Annotated in this window: 19 protein-coding genes; 17 read left to right on the top strand and 2 right to left on the bottom strand. The window is 45.6% G+C overall.

Going from position 1 to position 22,235, the window contains the following annotated elements:
- Positions 1–19: 19 nt before the first annotated feature.
- The gene (locus tag CW749_RS15755) at positions 20–727 is read right to left on the bottom strand and encodes a transporter substrate-binding domain-containing protein (protein WP_101113225.1); all 708 of its coding nucleotides are present in this window, start codon (positions 725–727) and stop codon (positions 20–22) included.
- Between the two features lie 758 nt (positions 728–1,485).
- Here CW749_RS15755 and prfC point away from each other — a divergent pair.
- Positions 1,486–3,075 (top strand): peptide chain release factor 3, encoded by a 1,590-nt coding sequence (gene prfC, locus CW749_RS15750; protein WP_101113224.1) that lies wholly within the window; start codon positions 1,486–1,488, stop codon positions 3,073–3,075.
- Positions 3,076–3,212: 137 nt separating this feature from the next.
- Here prfC and CW749_RS15745 read toward each other — a convergent pair whose 3' ends face one another.
- Positions 3,213–4,124 (bottom strand): MurR/RpiR family transcriptional regulator, encoded by a 912-nt coding sequence (locus tag CW749_RS15745; RefSeq protein WP_101113223.1) that lies wholly within the window; start codon positions 4,122–4,124, stop codon positions 3,213–3,215.
- Positions 4,125–4,573: 449 nt separating this feature from the next.
- Here CW749_RS15745 and CW749_RS15740 point away from each other — a divergent pair, with 449 nt between their 5' ends.
- The 16 genes from CW749_RS15740 to CW749_RS15665 all read left to right on the top strand — a co-directional run bounded on the left by CW749_RS15740 (position 4,574) and on the right by CW749_RS15665 (position 21,902).
- Positions 4,574–5,566 carry a thiamine pyrophosphate-dependent dehydrogenase E1 component subunit alpha gene (locus CW749_RS15740; RefSeq protein ID WP_101113222.1) on the top strand — a complete coding sequence of 331 codons (993 nt, stop codon included), beginning with the start codon at positions 4,574–4,576 and terminating at the stop codon, positions 5,564–5,566.
- Between the two features lie 51 nt (positions 5,567–5,617).
- On the top strand, positions 5,618–6,622 hold the full coding sequence (locus CW749_RS15735; protein WP_343232624.1) for an alpha-ketoacid dehydrogenase subunit beta: 1,005 nt from the start codon (positions 5,618–5,620) through the stop codon (positions 6,620–6,622).
- Positions 6,623–6,761: 139 nt separating this feature from the next.
- Complete coding sequence (locus CW749_RS15730; RefSeq protein WP_101113220.1) at positions 6,762–7,925, top strand: dihydrolipoamide acetyltransferase family protein; 1,164 nt, start codon at positions 6,762–6,764, stop codon at positions 7,923–7,925.
- A 79-nt stretch (positions 7,926–8,004) separates the two neighbouring features.
- The gene (locus CW749_RS15725; protein WP_101113219.1) at positions 8,005–8,877 is read left to right on the top strand and encodes a class II fructose-bisphosphate aldolase; all 873 of its coding nucleotides are present in this window, start codon (positions 8,005–8,007) and stop codon (positions 8,875–8,877) included.
- The gene (locus tag CW749_RS15720) at positions 8,865–9,563 is read left to right on the top strand and encodes an HAD-IA family hydrolase (RefSeq protein WP_101113218.1); all 699 of its coding nucleotides are present in this window, start codon (positions 8,865–8,867) and stop codon (positions 9,561–9,563) included. Before CW749_RS15725 ends, CW749_RS15720 begins: the two co-directional genes overlap by 13 nt.
- Positions 9,564–9,726: 163 nt before the next feature.
- On the top strand, positions 9,727–10,857 hold the full coding sequence (locus tag CW749_RS15715) for a sugar ABC transporter substrate-binding protein (RefSeq protein WP_101113217.1): 1,131 nt from the start codon (positions 9,727–9,729) through the stop codon (positions 10,855–10,857).
- 12 nt (positions 10,858–10,869) lie between these two features.
- Positions 10,870–12,384, top strand: coding sequence for a sugar ABC transporter ATP-binding protein (locus tag CW749_RS15710; protein ID WP_101113216.1), 1,515 nt, complete (start codon positions 10,870–10,872; stop codon positions 12,382–12,384).
- Entirely contained in the window at positions 12,381–13,373 is a 993-nt protein-coding gene (locus CW749_RS15705) for an ABC transporter permease (RefSeq protein WP_101113215.1), read from the top strand. The genes CW749_RS15710 and CW749_RS15705 overlap by 4 nt, the downstream gene beginning before the upstream one ends.
- Before the next feature lie 26 nt (positions 13,374–13,399).
- Entirely contained in the window at positions 13,400–14,407 is a 1,008-nt protein-coding gene (locus CW749_RS15700) for an ABC transporter permease (RefSeq protein WP_180958423.1), read from the top strand.
- A gap of 34 nt (positions 14,408–14,441) precedes the next feature.
- Positions 14,442–15,218: an SDR family NAD(P)-dependent oxidoreductase gene (locus CW749_RS15695; protein ID WP_101113213.1), complete on the top strand. Its 777-nt coding sequence runs from the start codon at positions 14,442–14,444 to the stop codon at positions 15,216–15,218.
- A gap of 89 nt (positions 15,219–15,307) precedes the next feature.
- Positions 15,308–16,588 carry an FGGY family carbohydrate kinase gene (locus tag CW749_RS15690; RefSeq protein ID WP_101113212.1) on the top strand — a complete coding sequence of 427 codons (1,281 nt, stop codon included), beginning with the start codon at positions 15,308–15,310 and terminating at the stop codon, positions 16,586–16,588.
- Positions 16,557–16,883 (top strand): FGGY-family carbohydrate kinase, encoded by a 327-nt coding sequence (locus CW749_RS15685; RefSeq protein WP_101113211.1) that lies wholly within the window; start codon positions 16,557–16,559, stop codon positions 16,881–16,883. The genes CW749_RS15690 and CW749_RS15685 overlap by 32 nt, the downstream gene beginning before the upstream one ends.
- A 66-nt stretch (positions 16,884–16,949) precedes the next feature.
- Positions 16,950–17,984 (top strand): alcohol dehydrogenase catalytic domain-containing protein, encoded by a 1,035-nt coding sequence (locus CW749_RS15680; protein ID WP_101113210.1) that lies wholly within the window; start codon positions 16,950–16,952, stop codon positions 17,982–17,984.
- Between the two features lie 17 nt (positions 17,985–18,001).
- A complete protein-coding gene (locus CW749_RS15675; RefSeq protein ID WP_101113209.1) occupies positions 18,002–19,552 on the top strand; it encodes an FGGY family carbohydrate kinase in 1,551 nt (516 codons plus the stop codon).
- A gap of 104 nt (positions 19,553–19,656) precedes the next feature.
- Positions 19,657–20,433: a TatD family hydrolase gene (locus tag CW749_RS15670; protein WP_101113208.1), complete on the top strand. Its 777-nt coding sequence runs from the start codon at positions 19,657–19,659 to the stop codon at positions 20,431–20,433.
- 206 nt (positions 20,434–20,639) lie between these two features.
- Positions 20,640–21,902, top strand: coding sequence for a NupC/NupG family nucleoside CNT transporter (locus CW749_RS15665; RefSeq protein WP_101113207.1), 1,263 nt, complete (start codon positions 20,640–20,642; stop codon positions 21,900–21,902).
- The last annotated feature ends 333 nt before the right edge of the window (positions 21,903–22,235 follow it).

Genomic DNA, 22,235 nt, shown 5'->3' with positions numbered 1-22,235 from the left:
ATAAGCGCCTAATTATTATTTAATTTTTGAGCGCATTGTATATTGCAAGATCTTGATTAAACCTAGCCATAATCTCTTTTGCATTTGGTGTTCGTTTTCCTAAGCACATATGCAGCGTGATGGGTTTGCTGTCTTCAAACAATACGACTTTCAGCTTATTTTGTTTGTGCGACCTTTCAGCAAAGTACTTCACACTCTCGGTTCCGCTATAAATTGCGTCGAAATCGCGCCTTAGAAGCATATCTAATGCCTGCGGAATAGAGTTTGCTTGGGCGTGGGGAATGTTATTTCTTACTAATTCGGTTTGAGTGTTCCATTTGTGGATAGCAATTAGGTTGATGCCATTTAAATCGCTGATGTGTTTTGGTGGTGTGCCAGTGTAGCTGTTTCGAACAATAAGACCGTTATTTATGGCATCAATTGGATCAGAGAAAAGCATATATTTAGATCTGTCATTATTTTTCGTACAGCTCACTAATCCTGAAATCTTACCATGCTTGACGCTTTTTAATGCCCGAGACCAAGGTGGGTTGATCAAATTAATGCGGATTCCTTGCATAGCCATAACATCAACAACAATTTTAGTATCTTTACCTGTTATTTCGTTGTCGGCATTGATAATGGTGTAAGGAGGGTAGTGAATGGCTGCTAAAGAAATTTCTTTAGAAATAACGGGTAAAGAAAAAAACATCACGAGGAATAATACTCGAATTTTGCCATTCAACATGATGTGGTTCTTCCTAATTGTTATCGAGCTGTAAAGTTTAGATTCTAGAGACTTTACAACATATGTGAATGATAAATATCACAAAAAACCTAAAACTTTTACAAAATTATTCGATTAAAGAATTTTGGCAAACTATTCATACTAGTTAATTTTTCTGATGTGAGTAATCTCATTTATTAAAAAGCTCACATTTAAGACAGTAGCATCAGATATGAGCCTCACTCTGTGGCAGTTTTCTTTCACGTTATTGCAAATTTCGCTGATTTTAATCTCATGTTTGACGAAAATATCGTGCTACTTATGAATTGTTTAAAAGTTAACCGATGTACTCTTTTTCAAATTTCGGTTTTTTTTGCAGTTTATAAATAGGGGATATCGCAGATGTGTCTACATGATGTTCAATCACTCGCAAGTTCTCACTTCATTACGATTGTTGAATACAGTAAAAAGATGAATAAAAGGTTTGGTTTGTATCAGTCGGTAAGTTTGAGTATAAGCGCGTTCATGTGATTTCTTGCCTCTTAGCTGGTGTACTATCGATAACCAACTGGAAAGCTGAGCGCGAATCTCATACAATTGCGCCATTTGCTCACGCCTGACGACAAGACCGATGTAATAGCCTGAATTCAAATACACAGTTTATACCTCGCATATTGTGCCTAAAGCTTGTTTTTAAACAGCGAGTTTGGCGTGTCGTGCATACCAGTTTCAATGTCATTGCTACTTTAACGCAGTGATCAATAAAGAAGATTACAACCATGTCTAATTCCCCATTTACGCAAGAAGTGTCTAAACGTAGAACCTTCGCCATTATTTCTCACCCGGATGCGGGTAAGACCACCATTACAGAAAAAGTACTTTTATTCGGACGTGCGATTCAGTCTGCAGGTACGGTAAAAGGGCGTGGCTCTAACCAACACGCCAAATCCGACTGGATGGAAATGGAAAAAGAACGTGGTATCTCCGTAACCACCTCTGTGATGCAGTTTCCGTACAACGAGTCTTTGGTTAACCTTTTGGATACTCCAGGACACGAAGATTTCTCGGAAGATACATACCGTACTTTGACCGCAGTTGACTCCTGTTTGATGGTGATTGATGCGGCAAAAGGTGTCGAGGATCGTACTCGTAAACTCATGGAAGTAACGCGTCTACGTGACACGCCAATCGTGACGTTCATGAACAAGCTCGACCGTGATATCCGTGATCCAATGGAATTGCTGGACGAAGTTGAAAGCGAGCTGAATATGGCCTGCGCCCCAGTTTCTTGGCCTATTGGCTGTGGTAAAGAATTTAAAGGTGTTTACCACATTCATCGTGACGAGACGATTCTGTACTCGACTGGTCAAGGTCATACTATTCAAGACACAAACATCGTAAAAGGTTTGAATAACCCAGAACTTGACGAAGCCATTGGTGAAGAACTTGCCGAGCAACTGCGTGAAGAGCTTGAATTAGTGATAGGTGCTTCCCATGAATTTGATCGTGAGCTGTTCTTAAGCGGTGAACTCACCCCTGTTTTCTTCGGTACCGCATTGGGTAACTTCGGCGTCGACCACATGTTGGATGGTTTGACTGAGTGGGCACCAGAGCCTCTATCTCGCCAAGCGAACGAGCGAGAAGTCGAAGCTAAAGAAGAAAAGTTCTCAGGCTTTGTTTTTAAAATTCAGGCAAATATGGACCCGAAACACCGCGACCGTATTGCATTCATGCGAATTGTGTCGGGAACGTACATGCAAGGCATGAAGATGAATCACGTTCGTCTTGGTAAGCAAGTCAGCATTTCTGATGCTGTTACCTTTATGGCGGGCGACCGATCTCGTGCAGAAAACGCGTACGCTGGTGACATCATTGGGTTACACAACCACGGTACAATTCAAATTGGCGATACCTTTACACAAGGTGAAAGCCTGAAGTTCTCTGGTATACCAAACTTTGCGCCAGAGTTGTTCCGTCGTATTCGATTGAAAGATCCTTTGAAGCAGAAGCAGCTTCTGAAAGGGCTAGTCCAGTTATCAGAAGAAGGCGCTGTACAGGTGTTCCGTCCACTGCAAAACAACGATCTGATCGTAGGTGCCGTTGGTGTTCTTCAGTTTGATGTTGTTGTGGCTCGTTTGAAGTCGGAATACAACGTTGAAGCCATCTATGAAGGCGTTAACGTGGCAACAGCTCGTTGGGTAGAATGTGACGACGAGAAAAAACTGGATGAGTTCCAGCGTAAGAACCAAACGAACCTAGCGCTCGATGGTGGTGATAACCTAAGTTACATCGCGCCAACCATGGTTAACTTAAACCTTGCGCAAGAACGCTTCCCTGAAGTTAATTTCCGTGCCACTCGCGAGCACTAATCAGTTCAGGAAAGTTGTTCAAGAAAGCGGTTCACAAAACCAAATTAAAAACGTTGCCTTTTTGGCGACGTTTTTATTTGAGAAACACACAAATGGGATAATTAATCCAAGAAGACTATTTTCATCAAGATTTTCAATCAGGCTCCATCACTGCTATTAAGCGAATGACCTTGATAGTATTTCTCCAGCGCGTCTCTGGTCATCTCTAATGACACCTTGGCGTCTTTTCCTCGACGGAACATCAAGGCGAGATAAAGCAAATCAATGAGGTATAACTGGCAAGCTCGCCCTTCCAGAAAGTCGCCATAAAGAGGGACTTGCCTTGGGTTGTGATTGTGCCAAGTGAGCAGTGTATGATCTGCGCTTTGCCCCACTTTAGAGTCTTTCAAGCTGGTGATGGCAATGGTATTTGCCCCATTGATTTTAGCCTGAGTTAATGCCTTTGCGACGGTGTCAGTTTCGCCAGTATGGGAAATGCCGATCATCACGGCATCCGATGGCAAAGTAGAGGCAACAATGGTTTGGGTATATCCATCGCAATAGCTGGTGGCATCAATCCCTATTTTTAGCAGTAAATGCACGGCTTCATCACAAATCTCAGCCGCTCCACCAACACCGACGAGTACCACTTTACTGGCATTGTGAATGGCATCAACAGCTTGTTCTAGATTGCCGTAGTCGAGGTTTTTTTGGGTCATCCCTAAACCATTAATCAATGCGTTCATCAGCTTTTGGCTTAACACCACTAATGAGTCTTTTTCTGATAGCTCGCTAGGAATGTTGGGAATGGTATTTTCTTCCGCAATACTGCTTGCTGCCGCCATGGAAAGTTTTAGATCAGAATACCCAGCGTAGCCTATAGAACGAGTGAATCGACTGATGGTTGCTTCGCTAATTTCTAGCTTGTCTGCGAACTCGGTGATCGAATAATTCAGCCGCTTTCCTAAGTGGCTCAAAATGAAATCTGCGACTAATCTTTCTGATTTACGCAGTTTCTCGTAATTTGAGTGGATTCTTTCTACCAGCTCTGTGCCTGCCTGTTTGTCCATTTTATATCATCTCATTCCGTCATTGGGCGAAGGGCTCTCGATCTTTCGAATAATCGTTAACTTTGAAAGGTCAATCACTCCCATAAACACAAAAAATAAAAATGTAAGTAATTTTTAACATTAATAATCCTATGTAACTTCTAGTAAGTCAATTTTCAATATCACAGCATTACAAAGTTAATTAGTAAAATAATTTTCACAAAGTGTGATCTTTCTCTGGTTTGTCTTTTTAAATTTATTATTATCAAGTATTTATTCGTTTATCTCTGTATGTCTTTCGAGTGTCTTTATTCTATTTAACACAAGCTAATTGCTTATATTTCATACGTTTTGATTGGTTTTAAAGTTTGTTTTTTATCGTGTGTGAAATTATTTACATTTAAAATTGTACGATCTATAGTCAATTCCATATCGAGAAAACGACACGGAAAATAAGTTTAGGTAACGAAATGGACGCGAAGAAAATACAGGTAGATACGCAGGTCTCCAGCGAGACGTTGAAAAAAATTTTCACAAGCTGCTACAAAACGCGGTTGTTTGAAACTGAGGGGGTCAAGCTGTACCGCCAAGGTCATGTTAGAGGGTATTTTCACCCATACCTTGGGCAAGAAGGTATTGCGGCTGGTGCGTGTGCTGCAGCGATCCCAAATAAAGATTACATATCTTCCACCCATAGAGGGCATGGTCACTGCATCTCATGGGGAGCCGATGTTAAGCGTATGCTCGCTGAACTTTTGCAAAAGAAAGAAGGATACTGCAAAGGGTTCGGTGGCTCGATGCACATTGCGGATATTCAATCCAACAATCTAGGAGCCAATGGGATCGTAGGGGCAGGTACCCCGATCGGAGTTGGCAGTGCGTTAGCTAATCAAGTGAAGGGTAGCGATGCGGTCACTATCATTTTTACGTCCGACGGTGGCGTAAATAACGGGACGTTTTTGGAAGCATTAAACCTTGCCGCCATTTGGAACCTCAATGTCGTTCTGATTATTGAGAACAACCAATACGCAGTGTCAACGCCAATTGAAGATTCCACACGACAAACGGATTTGTATCGCCGAGGTGAAAGCATTGGTGTTCCTAGCTATGCAGTGGACGGCAATGATCCGCTGGCTGTCTACGCATTGGTCTCGGAGGCATGCGAAATATGTCGCTCCGGAAAAGGACCTGTGTTGATAGAAGCTAAAACTTATCGCCACTCTGGTCACCATGTAAATGACCCTGGTAACTATATGCCTGAAAGCAAACTTCAATATTACAAAGACAAAGACCCCGTGACTTCTGCTCGCAACAACTTAAAAGATTTAGGGGGGTACTCAGAAGAACAAGTTGCCTCCTTGGAAGCTGAGATTGAATCGGAATTGGAAGAAGCGTTGTCATTTGCTTTAGCGGGAACGCAAGTCTCGGTGGATGAGTTTGAACAGACCATAGCCGGTTATTAAAGGAACGGACAAACCGATTTATAGGATTAAAACATCAAAGGAGAGATGGTTTTGGCTAGCAGAGTAATTATGTACCGAGACGCGCTGCGCGAAGCTCTCGAAGAAGAAATGGAAAGAAACAGCGACGTGTTCATTATTGGTGAAGGCATCGCAGAACGAGGCGGTTCCTACAAAGTAACAGAGGGGCTACTTGATAAATATGGAGAGTTAAGAGTTCGCGATACCCCTATATCAGAAGCCAGCATGATAGGAGTGGGTGTGGGCGCCGCTATTTCAGGCGCAAGACCCATCGTGGAAATTCTTTACGTCGATTTTGCCATGTTGGGTATGGATCAAATTGTAAATCAGGCGGCTAAATTCCGTTTGATGACGGGTGGTTCTGGTCATGTTCCCTTTGTGCTACGAACCCAAGGTGGAGCAGGCGGTGGGGTTGCGGCTCAGCATTCACAAAGTTTAGAAGCGCTGTTTTACCACATTCCTGGGTTAAGAGTTGTCATGCCTTCAACGCCTTATGATGCAAAAGGTTTATTAAAACACGCCTTAAGACAAGCTAACCCCGTAATGTTTATTGAGCACAAACATTTATACATGGCCAAAGGCGAAGTGCCTGAAGGTGAGTACGAAATTGAGTTTGGTAGAGCAGATGTGAAGCGAGCGGGATCGGATGTCACCTTGATTGCTTGGTCGAATATGCTGCCTCGCTCTTTAGAAGTGGCAGAAGAAATGGCGAAAGAGGGCATTTCTGTCGAAGTTATTGATCCAAGGACATTAGTGCCTCTCGATGAAGAAACCATCATCAATTCAGTGAAGAAAACGAACAGAGTCATCATTGTGCAAGAGGCTGTGCGCCGAGGCGGTGTGGCGTCAGATATATGCTCCATCATCCAAGATAATGTCTTTTATCACCTTGATGCGCCCATTGAAATTGTGGCTGGGCTTAATACGCCAATACCATTCAACCTTGAGTTGGAAAAAGCCTCCATTCCGCAAAAAGAGCAGATTCGAGACGCCATTTTGAAGGTGGCGAACAGCACGGTTCAAAGTGAAGCGGGATAGAAAGAGCGTTTAGCCCTATGTAGAGCGCTCAAATTTACAACACGAAGAGCGATTAGCTTAACAAAACGCAAAACGATCAGTTTAACGCTATGCGGAACGACAAATAGCAAAGCAAACGAGTGAACAGGGAAGTGAAATTATGGCGACTCCGGTATTGATGCCACAGGTTGGTCAGGATCTGGAAGAAGGCACGTTAACAGAGTGGATGGTAGAAGTCGGCGATACGGTCAAAAAAGGCGATATTGTTGCTGTTGTCGAATCTGAAAAGGCTTCGTTTGAAGTCGAAACCTATCAGGAAGGCGTTGTGCTGGAATTGCTTTATGAAGAAGGTGATACCACCACAGTGTTGGAGCCCATTATGTTTATTGGGGCACCTGATGAAGCGAACAATAACGAGAAAGTACAAGCGGAAACCACGCCTGTCGCCGCAGTGACTTCTTCGACAGAAAACGATACAAAAGCCGAGCAAACCTCACACCTAAATACAGTGATATCGGCTAACCATGGGCAATTGGGAGCGTCACCTTTGGCGCGAAGGGTGGCTGCGAATCGAAATATTGATTTAGCCTCTGTCAGCGGCAGTGGACCTGGAGGGGCTGTGCTGGAAAGGGACTTGGCTGATGCAGAGCCGAGCTCTGGTAATGATTATGGCGACCAGCCTTACTCGAAAGTCCGTCAAGTTATTGCTGATAGGCTGACGGAATCGAAGCAAACCAAACCCCATTTTTATTTGCGCACCGAAGTAGATGTAACGGATTTACTGGCGAAACGAAAAGCGTACAACCAGTCTAATGATGACAACCTTTCGATTAACGATCTGGTGATTTTCGCGGTCTCTCGTCAATTAAAACACCATGGCAAACTCAATTCACATGTGTTTGCCGACCGTTGCACGCTTTTGGAGGATATCCATATTGGAGTGGCGGTATCGGTTGACGATGGTTTGTTGGTTCCGGTTATCGATCATGCCGACCGTAAATCCTTGAAAGAAATCAATCAGGCATCTCGCACTCTGGCTGAAGGTGCGCGTAATGGGATGAATAAATCCAAATCCCGTGGCTCATTCACCATTTCGAATATGGGGAAATGGGGCGTTGAACTTCTCCCCATCATCAATCCACCGGAAGCGGCCATTCTCGGGGTGGGCACCATCAATAAACGTGCTTGCTGCATTAATAATGAATTGGGATGGCGTGACTTTATGGTATTGACGCTATCGGCGGATCACCGAGCAGTCGATGGCGTTTACGGCGCCGAGTTCATGATGAAGCTGAAGGAAAGTATTACCGCTTTGGATCTATAAATTTTATGAACGTATGAATTACGCCGAAGCGCGGAAGTGATTCGGCATCAAGATAGACACTCTCTGAGGAGAATTAATTATGCCTTTAATCTCAATGAAGCCAATGTTGCAAGATGCGAAGCGAGACGGTTATGGCGTCGCAGCCTTCAACATTATTGATTACAACAGCGCACGCTCTGTGATCAGTGCGGCTCAGGATCTGAACTCGCCAGTCATTGTCCAGCTTTCCGTTAAAATCATCCGTTTATGGGGATACGACGCCATTGCCTCGTGGGTAAAAAGCCTAGCACAAAATGTGGATGTGCCAGTGGCGTTGCACTTGGATCACTGTGCTGATTTAGACGTGATTCAGCGCTGTATTGATGCCGGTTGGACGTCGGTTATGTTTGATGGCTCTGATATGCCTTTTGAAGAAAACTTATCCATGACGTTGAAAGCTTACGCGTTGGCGACTCAGGCCAACGTAGCACTAGAAGCGGAGTTAGGCGCTATTGGTGGTGTGGAAGACGACAAAGTCGTTTCCCTAGAAAGCGCGATGCTGGCGGATTTTCAGGAGTGTTTGCAATTCTGCACCGAAATGCCCGAATTGGCGGCGTTTGCGCCAGCGATTGGCACGGCCCATGGACAGTATAAAGGTGAGCCCGTCATTGCTTACGATCTTCTCGAGAAGATCACAGAAAACATCGATACCCCAATTGCATTACATGGCGGCACAGGCTTAGCCGATGCACAGTTTGAACGCTGTATTCGATCTGGCTGCGCCAAAGTCAATATTTCTACCATGCACAAGCATCAGTTCATCGAAGGTTTTGTCACTTTTGCGTTGCAAAAGCCAGGAGTCAAAGAGCCAATTCCTTACATCGAGTCACAGTTCTTAATGCTGAAAGATGGGGTGGAGTCGATGATTTCAAAATTTGGTTCTCAGCAAAGGGCAGGTTCATGGACGCACTGATTTTTGATTGCGACGGGGTTTTAGTCGATACCGAATGCGATGGGCACCGAGTGGCGTTTAATCAGGCATTCCAAGAGAAAGGTTTACTGGATTACTGGTCGAAAAGCCAATACGAAGATCTGCTCGGTATTGCAGGTGGTAAAGAGCGCATGTCGCATTACTTCAATGCCGTCGGTTGGCCGGAAGTCTCCATTAGCCGAGATGAATTCATAAAGAACTTACATCAGTTAAAAACCGCGATCTTTATGGCGCTGATTGAATCAGGAGAACTTGCGCCTAGACCCGGGGTTAAGACGTTGATAACAGAAGCGTATGAGCGAGGTATACCGTTAGCTGTGTGTTCCACATCGAATGAGAAAGCCGTCAAAACGGTAGTGAAAAATTGCGTTGGAGAAGAGATCGCCAAAAGCATACGAGTTTTCGCTGGAGATGTGGTTTCCGCTAAAAAACCCGACCCTGCCGTTTATAGGCTTGCCGCTGAAAAAATGCAGCTTTCTCCTAAGCGATGTTTGGTGGTCGAAGACAGCAATATCGGTATGCGAGCAGCGTTAGGCGCTGGGATGAATTGCTTAGTGACAAAATCCTACTACACCGAAAATGAAGATTTTAGTGGTGCAAACCGAGTCGTTAGCGACCTATCTGAAGTGGATTTAAATCTTTGTTATCAGCTAGTGGGTGATGAATGAAAAGAGATCGCTAGGTAGATAACGAATCTGATTGCGACTTGTTTGTACACCCAACGAGGGCACAAACAAGTCACATGGGTTTGTCCGAGTATGTGCAGGATCGGAATCAACACTATAGGACGTAGTGGTACTTGAATAAGGTACTTTAATTAAGGAATTGAACATGAAAAAGCGCATCAACAAAGGTGTCAGCGAATCTGACACTCCAAAAACAGAACCAGTCACACATGAATCCTTTACACACGAATCCGTTACACGTGGAGCCAGTGATGATCTCTCCCCGATAGGGTTGTCTCGCCGAAGAATGATGCAACTGAGCATGGGAACGGCAGTGGCTGTCGCGACCATGGGACCGGCAACATTCAGACCTGCTATGGCTGCGTCGGGCAAGAAATTAAAATTTGCGGCTGCACTAGGCTGGACAGCCTTTGATTCAGGCGCAGCATTACACCAAGGATATAAAGATGCCGTTGAACAACTTGGTGGAGAACTCACGATTACCGATGCAGGGTTCGATCCGAAAAAGCAGACTGAGAACATCGACGCCTTCATTACCAGTAAACCGGATGCATTGTTTATCACTCCAGCTGATGCAGCGGCAATAGCTCCAGCGGTTCAACGTGCACTCGATGCAGGAATCCCAGTTTTTGCAGGGGATAGCCAAGTGCCAGGGGTTGCCGTTCACAGCACCGCGATGTCGAGTAACTACTCCATGGGTTGGTTTACTGCGGAATGGCTTGCAGAGCAATTGGGTGGTAAGGGAAAGATTGCCATTGTGACGTTACCGCAAAATGAAAGTTGGGATCAGCGCACGCTGGGTATGGAATGGGCATTGCGCCAGTACCCCGGAATTGAAGTGGTCGCCAAATGGGCGTTTAACTTTAACGCCAGTACGACACCTCGCCAAGCCGTCGATAACATGCTGACAGCACGAGACGATCTGGATGCCATCTGGTGCGCTTGGGACGGTGCGGCGATCGAAGGTGCTCTTGCTGTTCGAGCTGCAGGGCGTAAAAACATCTTCCTTACCGGTATTGATGGCGGTCCTCAATCCTTCGGATACATCAGTGGTGGCTCTGCTTTCAAGATGAGCTGTGCTCAAAGCTTCTATGAAATGGCCTTTTCTAATGTGTTTTATGCTCACGAATACGCTGCGGGCAGAAACATACCTCGCCTAGTGATCACACCTTGCTACAAAGCGACGGAAGATACTTTACAAGGGCTAGGAGAAAAGGCTGCCGACTATGACAGACCGGGTCGAGCAAAAGAGTTGGGCTGGGTACGAGTCGTTTAACTGGAGAGTAATATGAACAGCAACGTTATTTCGATGTCAGGGATAGACAAGAAATTCGGTTCTGTCACCGCCCTTGATAATGTGGATTTTGAACTCAGGAAGGGTGAAATCCACGCACTCCTTGGAATGAATGGGGCGGGGAAGTCCACGCTAATCAAGATCTTGTCTGGTATTTACCAGAAAGACTCAGGGCAGATTGAAATTGACGGGCGAGAAGCGGATCTTGGCACCCCTAGTGCATCGTTGCAGCAGGGCATAGTTTCTGTGCAGCAGCACCCAGAAATGATCGATGATTTTACAGGGTATGAAAACATCTTTTTGGGAAGGGAAAACAACAGTTTTGGTCTTTTCTCTTTTTTCAATAGTAGCGTTTTAAAGCGCAGAGCCGATGCATTGCTGGAAAAACTACCCATTCCGGTCAATCTGGATAAAACCATTGCTGAAATGAATCCGGTGGAAAAGGAAGCCACCGCGATTTTGCATTCAATGGTTAACGACAAAATCACCGCTCTTATTTTAGATGAACCGACCTCGACTTTGACAGAAAAAGAAAAGCAGCACTTGTTTGAGTTGATGTCGATCCTTAAATCCAGCGGTGTATCCATTATTTACATTACTCACCGCCTTGAAGAGGTGGAACAGATAGCGGATCGCTTCACTGTGTTTAGAAATGGCAAAAATGTAGGTTGCCATGATGTGACGCGAGAAGCGTTGTCTCCAGCAGCCATTGCCGAGCTAATCCTAGGGAAATCGGTCGCAAATTTGTTTCCACCAAAGTTGGAACAGGCTTGCGACGATGAAGTGTATTTAAAGGTGGATAACCTCTCTTTTGACTCATTTCAGAATGTCTCCTTTGATGTCAGGAAGGGTGAGATTTTAGGCATTTTTGGCTTGGTTGGTTCAGGCATTGACCATTTGTCTAAAGTGATATTCGGAGCAAGAGTCAAAGGTGGCGGCAGTATTCATGTTCGCGGTAAAGAGGTGACGTTCGAAACCACTCAAGACGCATTGAATCATAAGTTGTTTTTGCTTCCCGGTAACCGTTTGAAAGAAGGGTTAGTACTGGAAGAAAACGTGGTATTCAACATTTCACTGGCCAACCTTGATCGTGCCTCTTCGGGTATGGGCGTGCTCAATTCAGAACAAACTCATGAAGATAGCCTTGATTTGGTTAACCTAACTGAGCTTCATCCTGCGGAATTGGACGAAGCCGCAAGTAACTTTAGCGGGGGAAACCAGCAGAAAATTGTGATGTGCAAAGGCTTGTATTCTGAGGCCGAAATTTATGTGTTTGTCGAACCCACGATTGGTGTCGACATCGGTGCTAGAGCGACTATCTACCGTCTACTGAGAAAGCTTTCGCAAACAGCCGCGGTTGTCGTGATGTCTTCGGATTGTGATGAAGTACATGGCGTGTCGGATCGTATGTTCGCTTTATACAAAGGCGAGCAGGTATCGGAACCCGTGAGTGATATCAGTAGAGATGAGTTGTTGATTGCTGGCATATCAGGGGAGTACCGCGTATGACCAAGACTAATGCTAAGAAAGCCGCTTTTATTCGAGTTGGGCTGTATTTGATTATCGTCGCTTCCATCACATTGACGTTTTATCTGCTTGAACCTAGGTATGTCACTACTTCTAACATTACCGCTGTTTTACGCCATTTAGCGGCAACAGGCTTGGCTGCATTAGGGCTAACGTTTGTAGTGGTTTTGAAGAAGTTTGATCTCTCATTCCCTGGCGTTATCTCTTTTGTGGCGATGACAATAGGGTTTGGTATCGCAGCGGGTATTGACTTGTATTTGGCGATCTTAATCGGGCTCGTCGTTAGTGTCGCATTTGGGCTGATAAACGGTTATGCGGTCAGCTACCTCAAGTTACCCGATATCGTGACTACCATCGCGGTTGGGTCGATAGCCGGAGGCGCAGCTTTCTTATTCAGTGGTGGACCATCTTTATTCCGCAACTTCTTTACATCGGGTTTACTCGACATCAATGACGGGCGCTGGTTTGGAGTGAACTATTCCACTTATTTGCTGGTGGCGGTGTATGCGCTGTCTTGGTTCTATCTGCACCGTTCTCGCTTCGGTAACAGCTTGTACGCTGTCGGGTATAATGAAAAATCGGCATTTTACTCTGGAGTAAACGTACGTAAATACGTCTGCATTGCTTACGTGATCTGCTCCACTCTGATGCTGTTTTCTGCCTTATTGGTGATCGCTGAAACCGGCAAATCAGAACCCATAGCGGGTAATGGATTTTTAATGCCTGCTTTTGCCTCTGTATTTATTGGCATTGCGTTTTTTGGTAAAGCCTCAGTACTTGCCACTCTTGCAGGGACGGTATTGATTTCCATGGTTTTGAACGGGTTTACTCTGATCAATATTCCTTACTACTGGAGCGATGGCGCCACCAGTATGTTGATGCTAGTGGGCAGTATTCTATTTAGCCCCGACACCCGAGAAAGAGTGACAGGGTGGGTCAAGGCGAGAGTCCGTCTTGTTTCCCACGCTTAGATTTCGCAGAAATGAGGTTTTTGACCATGAGTAACAGTAACAGAGTAACCACTTGGCTGATGAAATATGGTGTGCTGGTGGGGCTGTTTATCCTTTTGTTTGGGTTTGCCTTTGTCAGGCCGAATATCCTTTTGCCACAGAACATCACCACCATTTTCGCAGCAGCCAGTATTTCATTCATTATGTTTGCGGGGGTGACATGGATTTTCTCCATTGGGGAAGTCGACGTTAGTTTCACCAACATTGCTGCGCTTTCCAATGTCGTAACGGCTTGGTCGGTTCAACAAGGTATGGGGTGGGGTACGGCCATTCTAGCGGGGCTAATGGTTGGTGTGGTGTTTGGTATTTTAAACGGTGTATTGGTTGGGTATTTGCGCTTGTCGTCATTGGTGACCACGATAGCGACGGGTGGGCTGACTCTCTCTATTGCGAAAGCCATTGGCGCAGGCGCATCTTTTAGGATTGACGATACAGGCTTCATGGGCGATTTGGTGAATGCGTCGTTTGGCATTTTCCCAGTCACCATGCTTTTGGCACTGCTTATCGCGTTTGTCTTATGGGTGTGTCAGGAAAAATTGCTTCTGGGACACTATATTTATGCACAAGAGTCCAATTATAAAGCCGTACACGAAGCGGGTATTCCGGTTAAAAAACTGAATGTTTATCTCTTTCTTTTTGCTGGCGTCATGGCGGCGTTGTCGGGGTGTTTTATCGCGGCGAGCTTGTCTTCAGGGCAGCCTGGTATCGGTAATTCCTACTTCATTGACGGGTTGACCGCCATATTTCTGGGCAGCTTAGCGTTCAGGCAAGGGAAAGCCAATGTCTTAGGCACACTGATTGGAGTCTTGATCCTCACGGTATTAACCAATGGAGCGGGTTTGTCTGGTTGGGCAAATTATGAAAGGGATATGGTGAAAGGGGGGCTGTTACTGCTTGGGGTGTTTGTGCTGATCCGCGGAGGACGCATTCACGCGCTAAAGCCTAAAGAGAAACAGCCTTACGAAGCCGATAAATCGGTGCTTTCGTCAAAATAAGACCAAGGTCAACAGACACTAGGGATGGTGAAAAATGCAAAATACGAGTCGATTCGACGGTCGAACGGCCATCATTACCGGAGCCGGGAATGGTATTGGTCGAGCGTGCGCACTCGAGCTGGCGAAGGATGGCGTAAAGATCCTGATATGTGACATTAACAACAAAGGGCTCGAAGAAACTCAGGCGCTTATTGAAGCCGAAGGTGGATGCTGCCACTTACAGGTATTCGATATCTGCAATGAAGATCAGGTGGCGGAATCGATTGGACGCTGGGTATCGGAATTCACAGTGGACATGCTAATTAACTGCGCAGGGATAGTGCAGGAAAGCAGTTTTGTTGATATCTCGCTTTCCGAATGGGAGAAAGTATTTTCCGTTAACTTAACAGGGGTATTCCTGGTCACACGTGCTGTTATCCCGTCCATGTTGGAAAACAACTACGGAAAAATCGTCAACATCTCTTCTCAGTCTGGCATCTTCGGCAGACCTAGGCGCGTGGCGTACAGTGCGTCTAAGTTCGGTTTGAATGGATTAACACAGGCGTTGGCGCTGGAATTGGCTCCGCACAATATCAACGTAAATGCCATCTGCCCCAGTCGAATCGAATCGAAAATGACCGAGGAAATACTCGAGTCTCGGGTTGAAAGCACCGGTGAAGATTACGCCTCGGTTCGTGCAAAGTACGAGAAAAGCGTACCCATTGGACGGTTAGGAACTCCAGAGGATGTCGCCTCTTTAACGGCTTATCTTATCAGTGACGAGTCGTCCTACATTACAGGGCAGTTCATTTCATCGTCGGGTGGTCGCTAAGTGATCTTTAACCAAGAGATAGGTTTAAGCTAGGGACAGGTTTTAACAAGAAATGGGCAGACGTTATCTTTTTGAAGGAATAAATAGATATGAGCGCAGACAACAATGCAGAACCTTTGGTTATGGGGATTGATGCTGGGACGGGTGGTTTAAGAATTGGCGTATTCAATGCTAAAGGTGAATGCCGATACCTGCGAAATCAAGATTACGCCACTTGCTTCCCCAAGCCAGGGTGGGCAGAGCAGAGCCCAGAAGATTGGTGGAGTGCGTTAGTAAACTCTGTTCAAACACTGTTTTCAGAATCTGACATTAAACCCGAGCAAATCCGTGCTATTGCTGTGGATGGAACCGCGAGTACCGTGGTATGCGTGGACGATAATGGTGAATCTATAGGACCTGCTATTTTATGGATGGATGCCCGTGCCAGCGATCAGGCTGAGAATATCTTTCGCACTGGACATCCCATTTTAGAGCGATCAAGTGCAGGGGTCAGTTCTGAGATGATGTTACCCAAGTTGTTGTGGCTGAAAGAGAATGACCCAGAGCGTTTCGAGCAGTCCCGCTATTTTATGGAAGAAGTGGATTATCTGACGATGAAACTCAGTGGTGTTCCTGCGTTGAGTATCAATCACATTACGCATCGATGGTTTTACAACCCGCGTACAGGAGGTTGGCCGCATGACTTTTATCAACATATTGGGCTCGGCAACATTGTTGAAAAATTTCCAGAACGCGTGCTGCCAATGGGAGAGTCGGTCGGTAAAATTTCGAACGATGTCGCGGAGTTAACAGGGTTATCGCCCGATACCTTGATAGCCATGGGCGGCTGTGACGCTTACGTAGGAATGTTAGGGCTCAATGCCGTAAGAAAGAATCAAGCCGCGTTGATCACAGGATCTTCCCATGTATTTTTGCCTGTATCAGACAGCACGGCACCGATTAAAGGGGTGTTTGGCCCTCATCCAGATTGTGTGATCCCCGGTTTAACGGTGTATGAAGGGGGTCAGGTCTCTAGCGGCTCTATCATAAAATGGTACAACGACAACTTCATTCATGAAGCGATGTTCGACAACCCCGGGTTACCGGAAAAAAACACAGATAAGTTGGAGAAACTAACTCAAGAAGCCAAACAGATCTCGATTGGGTCTGAAGGGTTAATTGTATTGGATTACTGGCAGGGAAACCGAACGCCGCATACCGACTATAAAGTTCAAGGTGCTATTTGGGGGCTGACGTTGAAACACAGTAAGGCCCATGTGTATCGGGCGATTTGTGAGTCAATTGCCTACGCGACAGAAAGCATGCTGACTCGGCTTCGGAAAAACGGTGTCCACATCAATGCCATGTATTTTGGGGGGGGGATTCTCTAAAAGCGAATTCAGTTTGCAGCTTCATGCCGATGTTAGCAACGTCGATATTTATGTTCCTGAGTTTACGGAAGCAACCGTGCTTGGGTGTGCCATCTGCGCGGCTAAAACTGCTGGGTTTTACGGCGATTTGGTCACCGCTTCCGACAATATGGTCACCATCACCAAGGTCATTAAGCCTAACCCGAAATCTCACCAAGATTATCAATTCTATTTTGATTTGTACGAAAAAACGTACGACGCGATGATGCCTCTCATGCACGAGATGGCGGAGCGACCGGATTCTGAAAGTACGTAGAACCCGAACGATACCCAATTGAAACAGGTCAACAGACCTTAATTATTCTATCTACGCGAGGCATACATGAAAGCGCTAGTAAAAACTCAGTCAGGCGTTGGGCACCTGAGGTTATCTGACATCCAAAAACCCACTCCTCTCGCCAATGAAGTATTGGTAAAAGTCAAAGCAGCAGGAATATGTGGAACCGATCTTCACATCAAAAAAGATACCTTTATTAATTTTCCACCTGTGACTTTAGGGCATGAGTTTTCTGGGGAAATAGTCTCTGTTGGAGAGGCGGTAACGGGCTTTCAGGTAGGCGAACGTATTGTTTCCCAACCCCATAAAGGCGGCTGTGGTCATTGTCGATATTGCAAAAATGGACAGGTCGAGATCTGCCCAGAGAAAAAAGCCATTGGTTACAAAATTGATGGCTGTTTTTCTGACTATATATGTATGCCCGCGGCGTCGCTACACCGCATACCCGACTCGTTATCTTTTGAAGAAGCCGCGTTAGCCGAGCCACTTGCTGTCGGCGTGAAAGCTGTGTTAGAGCGCAGCAAAGTTGAACCCAACGATGTCGTGGTGGTGCTTGGTTGTGGTGCGATAGGGCTGCTTGCAGCTGCCGCAGCTAAAGCCAGTGGAGCAAAAAAAGTTTTGGTAACAGGCATGGACAGTGATCTTGATGTCCGGCTAAAGATTGCTAAAGAGATGGGTATGGACGATGCGGTGAGCGTTCAGCAGGTGGATATCAAAGAGAAGATAGCGGATTGGACGAATGGATTAGGTGCCGACTTAGTGGTGGAAGCCAGCGGGGCTCCTACTGCTATTGGTCAAGCATTTGAATTAGTGCGCCGAGATGGTCGAATTTGCGCCATTGGATTAACGGGAAAAGAGTCGGTGCCTGTTCCTTGGAACCTTGCGATGCATAACTCCGTCACCTTATCGTGCAGTTACAGCACCAGTTGGACCAGCTGGGAGACCGCGATTTCGTTACTGGATTCAAAGCGCGTCAATGTCGCGCCTTTGATGTCAGGAACGTATTCACTCCACGAGTATGAAGATGCGTTTCGACAGCTTGAAAACCTCCAAGCCGTAAAAAACTTATTCGTTTTCTGAGAATATGAGAGGGTAGCATGAACAAAAATGAAAGATTGCTCATTGGTGTAGACTGCAGTACCAGTGCAACCAAGGTAATTGTGTTTTCTATGTCGGGGAAAATTGTTGCTCAGAGTGCTAATAGCTACCCTCTTATTATGGAAAAACCGGGTTGGGTAGAGCAGAAAGCTGAAGATTGGTGGAATGCGTTTATTGCAGGGTGTCAGGACGTGATGTGCCACCCAGATGTAGATGCGAGGAAAATTTCTGGCATCGGTATTACTCATCAAAGGTTCACTTTTGTTCCCGTTGATTCAGATATGAAACCGCTTCGAAATGCCATTTTGTGGAACGACATTCGATGCAGTGAAGAGGCAGAATTTGCTGGAAGAGAAATTGGTGCACAACTGATATTCAGTAAAACAGGGTATGCGCCAGGGCAATGGACTTTGTACAAAGCTTTGTGGTTAAAGCGCCACGAACCGGGCTTGTATTCACGAACGTTTAAACTGATGCTAGTGCAAGATTACTTGGTTTACCAACTTACTCGCCAATTGGTTACCCTTAGCGGTGCGGCAACCATGACAGGTGCCCTCGATATCGAAACACCGACTCAATGGGCGAGCGAAATTATTGGTGCTCTAGGTGTAAGAAAAGACATATGGATTGATACGATATTACCCGGTTGTAGCTCTGCGGGAGCCGTCACGAAAGAAGCTAGCCAGATAACAGGGCTGCCTGAAGGGATTCCCGTTGTGGTGACGGCCGGGGATCAACCATGTGGCATTCTTGGTGCGGGTGTTACGGAACCGGGTGAGATTGGTATCAACGGTGGTACATCTTGCACCAATGAAATGCTGGTGAAAAGTTTGCCCTCTCGAGATCGGCAAGATTACATTATTGAACTCAGCCCTTCTGGTAACTATGTGATGGAAAATTACATCTCAAGCGGTGGTTCGGCACTGATGAAGTGGTATAGAAATAATTTTTGTTTGAGTTGTAATAACGAAGAAGTGTGTCCTGATTGGAGTGATGTTTATCGATCTGCGGAGCGAAGCCCCGTCGGGAATAGTGGCATGATGATTGTACCGTATTTTCAGGGAGCAAACGGGCCTTATTGGGATTTAAATGCACGTGGGATGGCGTTCGGGCTTCACACTGAACATGGTCAACCACAGATGGTTCGCGGAATCATGGAAGGGCTGGCTTATGAGTCGAGACGGCAAGGTGAGCTGATGGAAGTGGGCGCGAAAACGTTAATAGAACAGATTAAAATGTACGGAGGCTCTGCGCGAAGTGATGTTTGGAATCAGATTTTCGCTGATGTGTTTAACAAGCCCGTACTCGTTCCTAATACCTCAGAAACCACCGCCTTGGGTGCAGCGATTAGTGCTGCTGTCGGTTGTGGTGAATACAACGATTGCAAGTCAGCTGCAGAAAACATGGTGTCGGTAAAATGCTGCTTCAATCCGATTTCAAAGAATGTTGATATCTACAATGAGTATTATCAGAAAGTGTACTTACACCTTCACGACGCCGTGAAAACCTTATCTAAAACCAATGCTCAAATTACCTCGAATCTCGTTTGAAAGCCCAACAAAAGGCTGCGGCAGAAGATATAGCCTTACCCCTGCATTTTGAGCTGGTTTGGGTATAAACTAAACGAAGAATCTCAGCACAATGTAGTCAGTCCATGTCTTCACTCTTTGATACCCATTGCCATTTCGACTTTGATGTTTTTTCTGATATTGATGTAGAACTTGCATTAGCCAAACAATTTGATGTTGAGCGAATCTTGATTCCTGCTGTTGGCTTGGTTAACTGGGATAAAGTGAACGAGCTTGCTTCTAGCCACCAAGAAATTTACTTCGCATTAGGGCTTCACCCTTATTTCATCGACCAACATCTGGATGCGCATTTGGAACAGCTGGACGACAGGCTCCAAGATCGCAGTGACAAATGTGTTGCCGTTGGTGAGTGTGGGTTGGACTTTTATTCCGGTAGCGATACCCAATTGAAGCAAGAAGCGCTGCTTCAGGGGCAGATTGAATTGGCAAAACGACACCAGCTTCCACTGATTCTTCATCAAAGAAAGTCCCATCAATCGATGGTATCGATGCTCAGAAAGTCACGATTTGATGGTGGGGGAGTGATCCATGGTTTCAGTGGTAGCTTTCAACAAGCCAAAGATTGGATTGATCTCGGATTTGCTATTGGTGTTGGTGGGACAATTACTTACCCAAGAGCTCAAAAAACACGCAATACGATCACCAAATTACCCCTTGATTCCTTAGTGCTAGAAACCGATTCACCCGATATGCCTATGAATGGATATCAAGGGAAGCCAAATCATCCTAAGTACTTACCTCTAGTCTTGGAATGTCTTGCGGAGCTCAAAAAAAGAACAAAGCAAACGATTGCGCCACAGCTGTGGAGTAAAAGCAATTTAGTGTTCGGAATTTGTGAATAAATCGCCATCTTCACTGAAAGTTCCGCAAGCATACGATTGCTTTGTGTGATTGTTGTCACAATTTATAATGATACAAGAGTGAATAAGGCACGAATTTGTGACTATGCCATTACTTTATTTATAGCGGGGTGCTTATAATGCCCACGCTTCATATAAGCGCCAATTTGTAACACGCCAATAAATAACTAATAAGGAAGTCATAAACTATGAGCCTGTTTATGAGCCTCGTCGGTATCGTTGTACTGCTAGGAATTGCAGTACTGTTATCCGGCAACCGCAAAGCAATTAATTTCAGAACAGTGGGTGGCGCTTTTGCTATCCAATTCGCACTCGGTGCTTTTGTTCTATACATCCCTTGGGGTCGTGATCTTCTGGCTGCATTCTCTGCAGGTGTTCAGAATGTGATCGACTACGGTAAAGACGGAACAGGTTTCCTGTTCGGTAGCTTAGTTAACTTCTCTGTTGACGGTATTGGCTTCATCTTTGCTTTCCAAGTTCTACCAACACTAATCTTCTTCTCTGCACTTATCTCCGTTCTTTACTACGTCGGTATCATGCAGTGGGTAATCAAGATTCTTGGTGGTGCTCTTCAAAAAGCATTGGGCACATCTCGTGCAGAATCCATGTCGGCAGCAGCTAACATTTTTGTAGGTCAAACAGAAGCACCTCTAGTGGTTCGTCCATTCGTACCTAAAATGACTCAATCTGAGTTGTTCGCGGTAATGTGTGGTGGTCTAGCATCTGTAGCGGGTGGTGTACTAGCAGGTTACGCATCAATGGGTGTTCCTCTAGAGTACCTTGTTGCAGCGTCCTTCATGGCAGCACCTGGTGGTCTTCTGTTCGCTAAAATCATCATGCCTGAAACTGAAAAGGCAAAAGATGACCTCGATTCTGATATCGATGGCGGCGACGACAAGCCAGCTAACGTAATTGATGCAGCAGCAGGCGGCGCCTCTGTTGGTCTTCAGCTAGCATTAAACGTTGGTGCAATGCTATTGGCATTCATCGGTCTTATCGCTCTAGTGAACGGCGTTCTTGGTGGCGTTGGTGGCTGGTTCGGTATGCCTGAACTGACTCTAGAACTTGTTCTTGGTTGGGTATTCGCTCCTCTTGCATTCGTTATTGGTGTGCCTTGGGAAGAAGCGACACTTGCAGGTTCATTCATCGGTCAGAAGATTGTTGTAAACGAATTCGTTGCTTACTTGAACTTCACACCATACATCGGCGAAGGTGCGAAAGTGGTAGCTGAAACGGGTCTGCCAATGTCTGAGAAGACAACAGCAATCATCGCATTTGCATTGTGTGGTTTCGCGAACCTTTCATCAATCGCGATTCTACTTGGTGGTCTAGGTAGCCTTGCGCCTTCACGTCGTCACGACATCGCTCGTATGGGTGTGAAAGCTGTTATTGCAGGTACACTATCTAACCTAATGGCAGCGACTATCGCTGGTCTATTCTTGTCTTTCTAAGTGTAAAGAGAAAGATTATATAGACGCCACGAAAACCAACCCCGTAGCAAGAAATTGCTGCGGGGTTTTTTTTGTTTTAAGCGGACTGAATTTTTTGAGATACAAACCGTTTGCGTCACATGGAATGCTATTGTTTTGAACAAATAGAGCGTATTGTATAGATCGTGAAAAGGTCAGACCTTTGCAGGAAGCAAAGAGACCAGAATTTGTGAAAAACGTTAGCCACGACTTAGGCATCAAAACTTAACGTTGTGCCATAGACCTTATGGGTACTGTGCGGTGACAGGGATAGCAATTGAACTCGACATCTCGCTTTCTAGTAAAGCGAAAATG

Source organism: Vibrio sp. vnigr-6D03 (assembly GCF_002835515.1).
Lineage (GTDB): Bacteria > Pseudomonadota > Gammaproteobacteria > Enterobacterales > Vibrionaceae > Vibrio > Vibrio penaeicida.
The sequence above is the reverse complement of the archived record's forward strand: the minus strand, read 5'-3'. Positions and strand labels throughout refer to the sequence as shown.

Bases quoted from the DNA above. Each gene is read 5' to 3' on its own strand.
- CW749_RS15755 (WP_101113225.1), bottom strand. From the start codon at position 727: ATGTTGAATGGCAAAATTCGAGTATTATTCCTCGTGATGTTTTTTTCT.
- prfC (WP_101113224.1), top strand. From the start codon at position 1,486: ATGTCTAATTCCCCATTTACGCAAGAAGTGTCTAAACGTAGAACCTTC.
- CW749_RS15745 (WP_101113223.1), bottom strand. From the start codon at position 4,124: ATGGACAAACAGGCAGGCACAGAGCTGGTAGAAAGAATCCACTCAAAT.
- CW749_RS15740 (WP_101113222.1), top strand. From the start codon at position 4,574: ATGGACGCGAAGAAAATACAGGTAGATACGCAGGTCTCCAGCGAGACG.
- CW749_RS15730 (WP_101113220.1), top strand. From the start codon at position 6,762: ATGGCGACTCCGGTATTGATGCCACAGGTTGGTCAGGATCTGGAAGAA.
- CW749_RS15725 (WP_101113219.1), top strand. From the start codon at position 8,005: ATGCCTTTAATCTCAATGAAGCCAATGTTGCAAGATGCGAAGCGAGAC.
- CW749_RS15720 (WP_101113218.1), top strand. From the start codon at position 8,865: ATGGACGCACTGATTTTTGATTGCGACGGGGTTTTAGTCGATACCGAA.
- CW749_RS15715 (WP_101113217.1), top strand. From the start codon at position 9,727: ATGAAAAAGCGCATCAACAAAGGTGTCAGCGAATCTGACACTCCAAAA.
- CW749_RS15710 (WP_101113216.1), top strand. From the start codon at position 10,870: ATGAACAGCAACGTTATTTCGATGTCAGGGATAGACAAGAAATTCGGT.
- CW749_RS15705 (WP_101113215.1), top strand. From the start codon at position 12,381: ATGACCAAGACTAATGCTAAGAAAGCCGCTTTTATTCGAGTTGGGCTG.
- CW749_RS15700 (WP_180958423.1), top strand. From the start codon at position 13,400: ATGAGTAACAGTAACAGAGTAACCACTTGGCTGATGAAATATGGTGTG.
- CW749_RS15695 (WP_101113213.1), top strand. From the start codon at position 14,442: ATGCAAAATACGAGTCGATTCGACGGTCGAACGGCCATCATTACCGGA.
- CW749_RS15690 (WP_101113212.1), top strand. From the start codon at position 15,308: ATGAGCGCAGACAACAATGCAGAACCTTTGGTTATGGGGATTGATGCT.
- CW749_RS15685 (WP_101113211.1), top strand. From the start codon at position 16,557: ATGCCATGTATTTTGGGGGGGGGATTCTCTAAAAGCGAATTCAGTTTG.
- CW749_RS15680 (WP_101113210.1), top strand. From the start codon at position 16,950: ATGAAAGCGCTAGTAAAAACTCAGTCAGGCGTTGGGCACCTGAGGTTA.
- CW749_RS15675 (WP_101113209.1), top strand. From the start codon at position 18,002: ATGAACAAAAATGAAAGATTGCTCATTGGTGTAGACTGCAGTACCAGT.
- CW749_RS15670 (WP_101113208.1), top strand. From the start codon at position 19,657: ATGTCTTCACTCTTTGATACCCATTGCCATTTCGACTTTGATGTTTTT.
- CW749_RS15665 (WP_101113207.1), top strand. From the start codon at position 20,640: ATGAGCCTGTTTATGAGCCTCGTCGGTATCGTTGTACTGCTAGGAATT.